Origin of the sequence: Ochrobactrum sp. SSR (assembly GCF_030067775.1) — a bacterium.
GTDB classification, from domain to species: domain Bacteria; phylum Pseudomonadota; class Alphaproteobacteria; order Rhizobiales; family Rhizobiaceae; genus Brucella; species Brucella teleogrylli.
Window position 1 is genome coordinate 2041297 of sequence record NZ_CP125969.1, and the last position, 11395, is coordinate 2052691.

The window sequence follows — 11395 nt, forward strand, 5'->3', positions numbered from 1 at the left end:
TCGCCACGGCCTGACGAATTTGCAACCGTCGTACGAGTTCGTTGAGCAGCCTCTAATCGAACTGTAACAGGCGCTGCAGATATTCCTTTTCCATCTGCGGCGTCAGCGCGTTGCCGAGCTTGCGGCGGATTTCATCCAGAATTTCACGCGCGCGCTGAATGTCGATTTCGCCGGGAATTTTGGTGCCGTTGCCATCATCGGCTCCCATGCCCTGCTGGCGTCCGAGCGGATCGCGGCCACGAGAACCATTCGCGCCCTGACCCTGCTGGACGTCCTGCCCCATCGCCTGCTGCATCTTCTGCATCATGTCGCGACCGGCACGGCGCAGGGCGTCCAGAGCGCTGCCCTGATTGTCGTTGGCCTCCGCGCCTTCATTGCGTCCTAGCGCTTCGGCGGCATTGCCCATGGATTTTCCAGCATCGCCGAAATCCTTGCCGGGTTCTATACCCAAGCCTTTCAGGTCTTCCGTCAGCTTTTGCAGTTCCTGCTGCAATTGCTGCTGCTGCTGTTGCAGCTTGCGCATGGCCTCTGCGGTCTTCTCATCCGTCTGGCCGCCTTGCTGCGAACCGCCGCCCCTGGAGCCGTCATCGCCGGGGAACAGGCCTTCCATGTCCTCACCTTCGCCCTCTTCACCGGCACCCGGATTGCTGTCGAACTGGCGCTGCTGCTGCTGGTCGAGATTGAAGGTCTCATTCATCATCTGCTGCTGGCGGCGCATCAGATCGCCAAGCTTGTTCATCTGCTGCTGCATCTGCCCTTGCTGGCCCTGCTGTCCCTGACCCTGCTGGCCGGGTTGTGTCTGACCCATTTGCAGATTGTTCATCAGGTCCTGCAATTGCGACAGAAGCTGTTCGGCCTGATCGCGCGATCCCTGACGGGCCAGATTTTCGATCTGGTCCATCATGCGCTGTAAATCCCGTTCCGTCAGCATCTGCGCATTGGGATCCGGCGCTGACTGGCGCGCATTCGGGTTCTGCTGCTGGCGCTGGGCGAATTCGCGCAGGAAATCCTGCATCGCCTTGCGCAATTCGGCGGTGAGCTTCTCGATCTCTTCCTGCGAGGCACCGTTTTGCAGCGCATTTTTCAGTGCTTCCTGCGCCTGACGCAGACGCTTTTCGGCTGCCGAAAGATTGCCATCCTCAATACCGAGCGCCACCTGCCACATATAATAGGCAGTATCGCGTAGGGCGTCGTCGCTTCTCGCCATGCGAAGCCTGGTGCGGATGGTGACGAGGCCCAGATAATGCGCGGCGTTCTTGATCGTTTCTTCCGGGCGCAGCATCAGCGCCGACAGCATGTCCAGCACATGATCGCGCTGGTTGGCGTCAAGCGCCAGAATACGCCGCTGTTCGGCAATAGCGCGCGCCAGCGGGTTGCTGAAAGGCCGTTCGGGAAGCGTTATCACCTTGGTTTCGCTGCGCCCAACCTGGCCCGCCGCGTCGGTGACGACGAGGGTTAGCGCTATCTTCTGGCCTGCCCATGGATGTTCGGTCAGGTCTTTCGATGTGGTGGTTTCCTTCACGCCGCGGCGCGGCAATGCGAGCGGCAGCTCCGGTGCCTCGTAAAGCGGGGAGGCCTCTTCGTCTTCATCGATTTCCAGCGGCACGATCTCGGCAAAGGCTCTGGCCGGCACATAGTCGTCATCGATTTCATAGGTCAGTTGCAGCGTGCCGTTGAGCGCGTGACCGGGTTCCTTGGTAAAGCGGATCGTCGGCGGCGTGTCTGGCGTCACCGCAAATTTCCAGCGCGCATCGGTGCCGGAAAGGGTCACGGTTTCGTCTTCGCGTAAATCGTAGCGGAAGTTGCGGCTTCCATCGACAGCGCTTTCTTCCGGCGTCTGTACCGGCCTCAGTCCTTGCGCTTGCGTCTGCTCTTCCTTCGGGGCGACGGGCTGGACTTCCCGTTGCTCGCCTTCTGCATTGGTTGCGGTGAGGCGTTCCGAGCTGCCGCCGATGACGCGGACCGAAAGCACACTGCCCTCGGGAACCGTGATCGCTTCGGCATTGCGGCTGTTTTCAGCGCTGGCCGTCAGGAAGACCGGCGCGCGGCCTGTATAGCGCGGTGGTGTCACCCAGGCATCGACACGGGCAAGGGCGGCACCGTTGCCGGGGCGAATGTGAAAGGCGTCGGCAATGCGCCCGCTGCCAGCGCTGGACGTGTAGGCGAGCGCTGTGACGAAAAGCAGCGCCACGACGGCGCGCAGGCCATAAGGATCGCGTTCCGGCAGGCGCGGTCGCGGCAAGCCGGATTGCAGGTTCTTGAGCCGTTCGGCCATACGCTTCTGATGTTCGCGCCACAGAGCTTGCGAAAACGGATCGTGGGTGCCGCTGGCCATATGGCCGGATTGCACGGCCAGCGGTTCGTGCACGAGGCCGTTGACCGCCTCGATGCGCGCCGTGACATCGTCTTCGGTCGGCTGGCGAAAACGGGATGGGAGATAGAGCGCAACCAGCCCTGCCAGCGCGAAGATCGTCAGCACGGCGATATGCAACCAGCGCGGCATCATGCCGAACAGGCCAAACCAGCTGATGCTTGCAAAAAGCGCAACCAACAGAATCAGCGGCAGGACCAGCGGCCACAGGCGTTCAAACCCGACGGACAAGAAGGTGCGCAGACGCAGTCGGCGCAACAGAGCGCCATCGCCTGAAAACAGGCGCAAAAAGGCTTCCCGCATCAGCTGCGGCCTATCCTTCTTGTCTTGGCCTTGATCCGTCATCCGGGCTTTCTGCTCTGTCTGCCAGCGTGCAATCAAATGACAGGATAACATGCATCATGGCAAAGGCGAGGCTTTGCCATGATTAATATGGGCCCTGATTAATTGGGCCCGATGGCTTACAGCCAGTCCGGTATGGAATCGAGCGCAAGCAGCTCTTCGTAAGTGTGGCGCGGGCGCACGACATGGTAGCGGTCGCCATCGACCAGAACTTCCGGCACCAGAAGGCGGCTATTATAGGTGCTCGACAGGACCGCACCGTAAGCGCCAGCGGTGCTCACCGCAATCAGGTCGCCGGGCGCTGGCTTGGTCGTCTCGCGGTCGAGGCCGAGATAATCGCCCGTCTCGCAGACAGGTCCGACGAAATCGGCGCGGATGCGCGGCGCGTCGTCCTTTGCCAGCTTGACCGGGCGGATATCGTGAAATGCTTCATAAAGCGTCGGGCGGATGAGATCGTTCATCGCGGCATCGACGATGATGAAGTTCTTCGCATCGCCTTCCTTGACGAAAATCACTTCCGTCACCAGCAGACCGGCATTGCCGACGATCAGGCGGCCCGGCTCGAAAACCGTCTTGAGGCCGAGCGGCTTGATGTGCTTGGCGACAATCTCCGCATAGGCCACCGGCAGCGGCGGCGGGTTGTTGTCGGTGCGATAGGGAATGCCGAGACCGCCGCCGACATCGACATGGCGGATGTTGTGGCCATCGGCCTGCAATTCCTTCACCAGCTGCGCCATCAGCGCAAAAGCATTGTCGAAGGGTTCAAGATCGATGATCTGGCTGCCGATATGCATATCGATGCCAACCACGTCGATGCCCGGCAGGCTGGCCGCACGGGCATAGGCCTCGCGCGCCTTGATGCGCGGAATGCCGAACTTGTTTTCAGACTTGCCGGTCGAGATCTTGGCGTGGGTCTTGGCGTCGACATCCGGGTTGATACGCAGCGATACCGAGGCAACCTTGCCCGCCTTGACAGCACGGGCCGAGAGAATTTCCAGCTCCGGTTCGGATTCGACATTGAAGCAATAGATACCGACCTCAAGCGCGAAATCCATTTCGCGCGGGGTCTTGCCGACGCCGGAAAAGACGATTTTGCTGGCAGGGATGCCTGCGGCGAGCGCACGGCGAATTTCGCCTTCCGACACCGTATCGGCACCGGCGCCGAGCTTTGCGAGCGTCTTCAACACGGCCAGATTGGAATTGGCCTTCAGCGCATAGGCGATCAGCGGTTCCATATCGGCGAAAGCTTCGCTGAACACGCGGAAATGGCGCTCGATCGTGGCGCGGGAATAGACGTAGAAAGGCGTACCGACCGCCTTGGCGATTTCAGGCAGGCTGACATTTTCGGCGTGCAGCACACCGTCGCGATATTCAAAATGATTCACGGAAGATAGTCCTTGGGAACTAGAGCAGCTTATCAAGAATGAAAGGCTTGTCTTCCTTGGGTTTCGGCTTGGTGTGGCCCTGATCATCGGTGATCAGCGATGACGGCGGCGGTTCCAGCGGGCCTTTACGTCCACAGGCGGCAAGCGTGGCTGCGAGTGCGGCGATCATAAGCACGGTCGAAATGGCGGAGCGGCCTGTCATCAGCTTTGGTTCCTGAATCAAAATCTTGGTTGGGCTAGCTGTAACGCAAAATTCTCAAGAGTGAAATCACCCGTTGGCCGGATGATTTCACATGACTTTATCTTGAACGGCGATCAGGCCTTCACGATGCGCTTTTTCCAGTACCGGATCTGGCGGCGCACTTCCTGCGGGGCCGTGCCGCCAAAGGACTGGCGGCTCTTGACCGATTTCTCGACCGTGAGATAGCCGAAGATCGCATCGGTGATGCCGGGATGGATCGATTGCAGCTCTTCCAGCGAGAGCTTGGCGAGGTCAACCTTGCGGCTTTCCGCCAGAGCAACCGCGCGACCGGTGATGTGGTGCGCTTCGCGGAAGGGCAGTCCCAGTTCCCGCACCAGCCAGTCGGCGAGGTCGGTTGCCGTGGAATAGCCCGAACCGGCGGCTTTCTTCATGGAAGCGACATTGATCGTCAGGTCGCGCACCATGCCCGCCATGGCGGCAATGGCGAGTTCCAGATTTTCGGCAGCGTCAAAAACCTGTTCCTTGTCTTCCTGCATGTCCTTGGAATAGGCGAGCGGCAGACCCTTCATGATGGTCAAAAGGGCGACCAGCGAACCGTTGATACGGCCAGTCTTGGCGCGAACCAGTTCGGCGGCATCCGGGTTCTTCTTTTGCGGCATGATCGACGAGCCGGTGGAGAAGGCATCGGACAGGCGCACGAAGTTGAACTGCGGCGTGGACCAGATGACGATTTCTTCGGCAAGCCGCGACATATGACCGGCGCAGATGGCTGCAAGCGACAGGAATTCCAGCGCATAGTCGCGGTCGGAAACGCTGTCGAGCGAGTTGCGGGTCGGTTCGCGGAAGCCGAGCGTCGTGGCCGTCATATGACGGTCGATCGGGAAGCCGGTGCCAGCGAGGGCTGCGGCACCCAGCGGCGATTCATCCATGCGCTCGATAGCGTCGCGCACGCGGGACAGATCGCGTCCGAACATTTCCACATAGGCCATGCAATGATGGCCGAAAGTGACGGGCTGCGCGGTCTGGAGATGGGTGAAGCCCGGCATCACGGTCGCCGCGTGTTCTTCGGCGCGTTCCAGAAAAGCTTCGATCAGGTTTTTCAGGGCGACGGCGGTCTTTTCCAGTTCCTGCTTGACCCAGAGGCGGAAATCGACGGCCACCTGATCGTTGCGCGAGCGGGCGGTGTGGAGGCGACCTGCCGAGGGGCCGATCAGATCGGCCAGCCGCGCCTCGATATTCATGTGAATGTCTTCGAGCTTGCGCGAGAAGGTGAACTTGCCGTCCTCGATCTCCTTGAGGATGGTTTTCAGGCCCTGCTCGATCTGTTTGTGATCGTCTGCCGTAATGATGCCCGTCTTTGCGAGCATGGCTGCATGCGCGAGCGAGCCTTGAATATCTTGCGCATAGAGCTTGCGGTCGAAGCCGATGGATGCATTGATCTCTTCCATGATCGCATCGGGTCCTGAGGCAAAACGGCCGCCCCACATCTGATTGCTTGATTTTTGTTCGCTCATGCTCATATGCCCCGAGTGACGATTTGGCCGGATATTAGAAAGAAGTGACGCGACATGGCAGAAGACAACGAAAAGGCGAAATCGGGAAATCGCAAGATCGTCCTTCTTGCAGCCCTTGCCGGTGTCATTGCCGGTATCGGGGCGGTATACGTGATGGAGCGCCCCTCTGGCAATGTGGTAGCCGCTAATGTTTCGTCCGAAAATGACGAAGCGTCCGCCCAATGCGCCTTAAAAGCGGATTCGCTGAAGGCGCTCGACGCGGCTGCAACCGGCGGCGTGGCCGCCATGCGCCCAGCGGAAAAGCCGATTTCCGTGGCGCATCTTGCCTTCACGGGCCCCGACGGCAAGCAGATGACGCTTGGCGATTACAAGGGCAAGACGCTTCTCGTTAATCTCTGGGCGACATGGTGTGCGCCATGCCGCGAGGAAATGCCAGCCCTCGACAAATTGCAGGCCGAAAAGGGCGGCAAGGATTTCGATGTCGTGGCGATCAATATCGACACGGGTTCCGACGACAAGCCCAAGGGTTTTCTAAGCGAGATCGGCATTAAGAACCTCACGCTGCACCGCGATGCGACTATGGCAAGCTTCAATGAGCTGAAGCGCAAGAACCTTGCTTTCGGCCTGCCGGTGACGCTTCTGGTCGATAAGGACGGCTGCCAGATCGCATCCATGAACGGGCCCGCCCCATGGGAAGGGCCGGACGCCATGAAACTGATCGAAGCCGCGCAGAAACTTTAACGCTCGACAACGGGGCGAATTGGTGGCTTCCTCCTTTTCCGAAGGAGACATCGCATGAGTCTCGACGTCTGGCTTGCATTCACCGCCGCATCCATCGTGCTTCTGATCATTCCGGGGCCAACGGTTCTGCTCGTCGTGTCTTATGCGCTGGGGCAGGGATGGAAGACGGCTTTTCCGATGGCGGTGGGCGTGGCGCTGGGCGACTTCACGGCCATGACGCTGTCCATGCTGGGCGTCGGGGCACTGCTCGCGGCTTCCGCAACTGTGTTCACAGTGGTTAAATGGATCGGCGCTGCCTATCTCGTCTGGCTCGGCATCAAGCTGTTCCGGGCCGGAGGCACGATGAATGCCAAGGCCCGGCATGACAAGGTGCATCCGGTTAGGATGCTGGTTCATGCCTGGCTGGTGACGGCGCTCAACCCGAAAAGCATCACTTTCTTCGTGGCGTTTCTGCCGCAGTTCCTCAGCCCGCATCGGGATTTTCTGACCCAGATGCTGGTCTTTGAAAGCACATTTTTGGTGCTCGCCTTCCTCAATGCCTTCGCCTATGCGCTGACGGCGGCACGGGCGCGGCGCTTCTTTGCCAGCGAGCGGGCCCTGCGGATTTTCAATCGCGCAGGCGGCACCTTGCTGATCGGCGCTGGTGTTGCGACTGCAACGATCAGGTCAAGCTGATGTAAAACCGGCGCGCTTTAACCGCACAATGGCGAGATCGAGCGCCGACAGAAACGCCGACCGGTCCTTCGGCGCAAATGGCGCGGGACCGCCGGTGATTTCTCCGGCAGAGCGTAGCGAATCCATCAGATTGCGTGTCGCGAGCGTGTTGCCGATGGTGCTTTGCGTATGAACGCGTCCATTGGGCGCGATGACCGATGCGCCTTTTTCGAGCGAACGGCTGGCCAGCGGAATATCGGCGGTGATGACGATAGCACCCGGCTTAGCATTTTCGGCGATCCAGTCGTCGGCGGCGTCGAGCTTGTCCGAGACGACAACCCGCTCCACCCGTTCGGCATCACGCGGGATCGCCACGAAACTGTTGGCGACCAGCACCACAGGCAGGCCATGCCGCTCGGCGACACGGTAGATTTCAGCCTTCACCGGACAGGCATCGGCGTCAACGAGGATGCGGATCGTATTGGTTTCAATGGTCATCCGTTCTCAATAAAACGACGCCTGCCTTTTGGCAAATTGAACGCTGCAATCAGATTTATGCGATAGGTGTTTCTGACGAAGCGGTATAAGGCGAGCGCAAATAAGAGAGTTTGCCATGGCCGCGCGCTTCTTCCCCATTATGTTTGTTCTGCTCTGGGCCACCGGCTTCATCGGGGCCGGATTGTCCATGCCCTATGCGGAACCGTTCACCTTCATGGCGGTGCGGTTTTCCATTGCGGCGGTCATCATGACGCTGTGGGCGCTGGCGAGCCGGGCGGTGTGGCCGAAGGGCGCCACACTGGTTCACGCGGCTATCGCCGGTTGTTTGATCCATGGTGCCTATCTTTCAGCACTTTTCTGGGCGGTTCATCACGGCCTGCCTGCTGGCATGTCGGGTCTGGTCGCGGGGCTGCAACCCATGCTCACCACGCTGATTGCGGCAATGCTTCTGCGCGAAAGGGCGAGCGGACGCCAGTGGACAGGCCTGCTGATCGGCTTTCTCGGTGTGGCGATGGTCGTCTGGCCGAAGTTTTCGGCAGGCAGCGGCGTCGATCCCAAGAGCCTTGCGGCGGCTTTTTTCGCTGTGCTTGCCATCAGCACCGGCACGGTCTGGCAGAAGCGTTTCGGCACGACCAGTGATCTGAAAACCGGTACGGCAGTTCAGTATATCGCTGCTGCCGTCCTGACGGCGCTCTGTGCTTTCAGCTTTGAAACCCGCGTGATCATCTGGTCGCCACAGCTCATTTTTGCGCTGGTCTGGCTGACGCTGGCGATTTCCATCGGCGCCATTCTGGCGCTTCTGGTGATGATCCGCGAAGGCGCGATGTCGAAAGTCGCCTCGTTGTTCTATCTCGTACCGGGCACGGCGGCGATCATGGCCTATCTGATTTTTGGTGAAACGCTCGGTCCAATCCAGATTGCCGGCATGGTTGTCACGACTTTGGGTGTTGCCCTGACGACCATGAAGCGCTGATTATTCCAAGACCAGATCTGGTTGCTGCTCGCGTTTGCGGAAATTCATGATCGCGGCGTTGATTTCAGCGCCGATGATGAAAATAGCCGACAGCATGTAGAGAAAAACGATTGCCACCATGATCGAGGCAAGGCCCGCATAGGTGGTGACATAAGTGGCAAAAGTTTCGAGATATTTTGCAAAGGCGGTCGCGGCCGCCAGCCAGGCGACAAGTGTGATGAGAATGCCGGGCAGGATATCGCCGAGACTGCGGCGTCCGGCTGGCAGCCAGATATGCACCATGAACAGCGCCAGCACCAGAACGGCCACGGCGACGCTATAGCGCCAGAAGGCGATGGTGCCGGTGAAAGGCGCGATGTCTGGGAACCATTGCTCGGCAATGCGCACGGCGAGCGGGGCCAGAACCAAGAGGAAGCTGATCGCCATCAGGCTGAGCGTGCCAACCAGAACGAAGCCGAGGCTTTGCAGGCGGCAGAAAATAATCGAGCGCTGGTCGGTGACGCGGTAAGCACGGTTGAGCGCAATGCGCAGCGCCTCTACGCCATTGGAGGCAAAATAGGCAGCGGCGATCACGCTGAGAGTCAGAAGCCCGCTGCGCTGCACGGTCAGAACGTTGGTCACTTCATTGGCGATGGGGGCCGCGATATTCGATGGCCACATGTCGAAAATGACGTGGACAGCCGTTTCAGCAAATTCCTTGGTGCCGAGAAAACTCGCCAGCGAGGTTGCGAAGATCAGGAAGGGAAACAGTGCCATCAGGCCCGATAGGGCGATGTGACTTGCAAAAGCCCAGCCGTCGTCCGAACTGAAATGGCCCAGCACATCATAGGTAATCTGACGGAGAAAACGTCTGATTTTTCGCATCCGCAGATTTTACCCTTTTCGCCGCCAGCATTGAGTTTCAATGCCTTAAATCTAGCATCACCTGACAGATTGCAAGGGTGGCGCCGTTTTAAAGGCCATGCGAATCAAGCACTGTAGAGGAAACGCGGCGGCAGGATGGGACGAAATGGTTGAGGAACGCGCAAATCGCAGCATCATCATAACCGGCTGTTCTTCCGGCATCGGCGCTTATTGCGCGGAAGCTCTGCACCGTCGTGGATGGCAGGTTTTTGCCACCGCTCGCAAGGAGCAGGACATTGCCGCCCTGCAAGCCAAGGGGATGACTGCCTATTATCTCGATTATGCGGAGCCGGATTCCATTGCCGCCCTTGCCGACGAAGTGTTGCGCAAGACCGATGGCAGGCTGGATGCACTGTTCAACAACGGTGCCTATGCCCAGCCGGGCGCGGTCGAGGATTTGCCGGTGGAAGCACTTCGCGCACAGTTCGAAGCCAATTTCTTCGGCTGGCATGATCTGACGCGGCGGGTGGTGCCGGTCATGCGCGCGCGGGGGCATGGGCGCATCGTCCATTGCTCATCGATCCTGGGGTTAGTGCCCATGAAATGGCGTGGGGCCTATGTCGCGTCCAAATTCGCCATTGAAGGATTGATGCTGGCACAGCGCATGGAGCTTGAAGGTTCCGGGGTGGAGGTTTCGCTGATCGAGCCGGGGCCGATTGCGTCGCAATTCACCTATAATGCCGCCCGGCATGCGCAAGCCAATATCGATATGGAAGCCTCCGTGCATCGTGAGCTTTATCAGCGCCAGATGGCCAAGCTGACGAGCGGCGGCACCAAATCGAAGAACAAGCTTGGACCGGAAGCCGTCTATGATGTACTGCTTCACGCATTGGAGGCGCCGCGTCCGAATCCGCATTATGCGGTGACGAGACCGGCGAAACTGGGAATTCTGGCGCGCCGCCTGATGCCGTCGCGCTGGCTTTACCGGATGCTGTCCGATCAGTCTTGAAGTATTTTCAGCAAAAGTGCGAAGCGGTTTTGCGTCTGAAAATTCAATAGACTGCGGATGATGGGAAGGGAACAAGATGGACGTTGTGTTCAAAGGCGCAGCCATGGTGGCCATGCTCGCCGTTGCGATTGTGTTGATCATCGGCCTGCGCAATATGATGCGTGGTGGCGACGCCAATTTTTCCAACAAGATGATGCAATTGCGCGTCTTCCTGCAATTCATCGCAATCGTTCTGATCGTGGGCGCAATCTATTTCGCACGGTACACGGGCGGACAGTAAGGCATGGTCAAGCTCAACAAGATTTATACGCGCACCGGCGATGACGGCACCACCGGTCTTGCCAGCGGTCCGCGACGGCTCAAATCCGATCTGCGGGTGGAAGCCTATGGCACGGTGGACGAAGCCAATGCCTGTATAGGCATGGCGCGAATTCATACCGGCGAATATGCAGAAATCGACGCGATGCTGTCGCGTATCCAGAACGATCTTTTCGATCTCGGCGCCGATCTTTCGACGCCCGATGACGGCAAGCCGCTGGCCTATGAACCGCTGCGTATCGTTGCGTCGCAGGTCGCCCGCGTCGAAGCCGATATCGATAATCTCAACGCCCATCTTCAGCCATTGCGCTCGTTCATTTTGCCGGGTGGTTCGGCGGCGTCGGCTGCACTGCATCTTGCGCGCACCGTTTCGCGCCGCGCCGAGCGACTGATGGTGGCGCTGGCGAAAATCGAGGGCGAGGTGGTGTCGCCGGAGGCGCTGCAATATATCAACCGCCTCTCGGATTTTCTCTTCGTCGCCTCCCGCGCCGTCAACGATAACGGCGCGAAAGACGTGCTCTGGGTGCCGGGCGCAAATCGCTAAG

The 11395-nt window shown here is 59.4% G+C and carries 12 protein-coding genes; 6 read left to right on the forward strand and 6 right to left on the reverse strand.

Going from position 1 to position 11395, the window contains the following annotated elements; all coding sequences use genetic code 11:
* Positions 1–52 precede the first annotated feature (52 nt).
* The 4 genes from QLQ11_RS09620 to argH all read right to left on the reverse strand — a co-directional run bounded on the left by QLQ11_RS09620 (position 53) and on the right by argH (position 5814).
* On the reverse strand, positions 53–2716 hold the full coding sequence (locus tag QLQ11_RS09620; RefSeq protein ID WP_124915118.1) for a TIGR02302 family protein: 2664 nt from the start codon (positions 2714–2716) through the stop codon (positions 53–55).
* A gap of 116 nt (positions 2717–2832) precedes the next feature.
* Entirely contained in the window at positions 2833–4098 is a 1266-nt protein-coding gene (gene lysA / locus QLQ11_RS09625) for a diaminopimelate decarboxylase (protein WP_109369904.1), read from the reverse strand.
* Positions 4099–4117: 19 nt separating this feature from the next.
* A complete protein-coding gene (locus tag QLQ11_RS09630) occupies positions 4118–4300 on the reverse strand; it encodes a lipoprotein (protein WP_078337809.1) in 183 nt (60 codons plus the stop codon).
* Positions 4301–4413: 113 nt separating this feature from the next.
* Entirely contained in the window at positions 4414–5814 is a 1401-nt protein-coding gene (gene argH, locus QLQ11_RS09635; RefSeq protein ID WP_109369903.1) for an argininosuccinate lyase, read from the reverse strand.
* A 54-nt stretch (positions 5815–5868) separates the two neighbouring features.
* Between argH and QLQ11_RS09640 the strand changes: the two genes are divergently transcribed.
* Together QLQ11_RS09640 and QLQ11_RS09645 are read left to right on the forward strand one after the other, a co-directional pair.
* On the forward strand, positions 5869–6555 hold the full coding sequence (locus QLQ11_RS09640; RefSeq protein WP_109369902.1) for a TlpA disulfide reductase family protein: 687 nt from the start codon (positions 5869–5871) through the stop codon (positions 6553–6555).
* Between the two features lie 54 nt (positions 6556–6609).
* Entirely contained in the window at positions 6610–7230 is a 621-nt protein-coding gene (locus QLQ11_RS09645; RefSeq protein WP_109369901.1) for a LysE family translocator, read from the forward strand.
* Here the strand turns inward: QLQ11_RS09645 and QLQ11_RS09650 are convergent.
* A complete protein-coding gene (locus QLQ11_RS09650; protein WP_109369900.1) occupies positions 7222–7707 on the reverse strand; it encodes a YaiI/YqxD family protein in 486 nt (161 codons plus the stop codon). The genes QLQ11_RS09645 and QLQ11_RS09650 overlap by 9 nt on opposite strands.
* A 115-nt stretch (positions 7708–7822) precedes the next feature.
* On the opposite strand from QLQ11_RS09650, the gene QLQ11_RS09655 reads away from it, so the two are divergent.
* The gene (locus tag QLQ11_RS09655; protein WP_109369899.1) at positions 7823–8680 is read left to right on the forward strand and encodes a DMT family transporter; all 858 of its coding nucleotides are present in this window, start codon (positions 7823–7825) and stop codon (positions 8678–8680) included.
* Here the strand turns inward: QLQ11_RS09655 and QLQ11_RS09660 are convergent, their stop codons facing one another.
* Entirely contained in the window at positions 8681–9544 is an 864-nt protein-coding gene (locus QLQ11_RS09660; RefSeq protein ID WP_109369898.1) for a YihY/virulence factor BrkB family protein, read from the reverse strand.
* A 145-nt stretch (positions 9545–9689) separates the two neighbouring features.
* Here QLQ11_RS09660 and QLQ11_RS09665 point away from each other — a divergent pair, with 145 nt between their 5' ends.
* The 3 genes from QLQ11_RS09665 to QLQ11_RS09675 all read left to right on the forward strand — a co-directional run bounded on the left by QLQ11_RS09665 (position 9690) and on the right by QLQ11_RS09675 (position 11394).
* Positions 9690–10532 carry an SDR family oxidoreductase gene (locus QLQ11_RS09665; protein ID WP_109369897.1) on the forward strand — a complete coding sequence of 281 codons (843 nt, stop codon included), beginning with the start codon at positions 9690–9692 and terminating at the stop codon, positions 10530–10532.
* Between the two features lie 76 nt (positions 10533–10608).
* Positions 10609–10812 carry a twin transmembrane helix small protein gene (locus QLQ11_RS09670; RefSeq protein WP_109369896.1) on the forward strand — a complete coding sequence of 68 codons (204 nt, stop codon included), beginning with the start codon at positions 10609–10611 and terminating at the stop codon, positions 10810–10812.
* A 3-nt stretch (positions 10813–10815) separates the two neighbouring features.
* Entirely contained in the window at positions 10816–11394 is a 579-nt protein-coding gene (locus QLQ11_RS09675; protein WP_109369895.1) for a cob(I)yrinic acid a,c-diamide adenosyltransferase, read from the forward strand.
* The last annotated feature ends 1 nt before the right edge of the window (position 11395 follow it).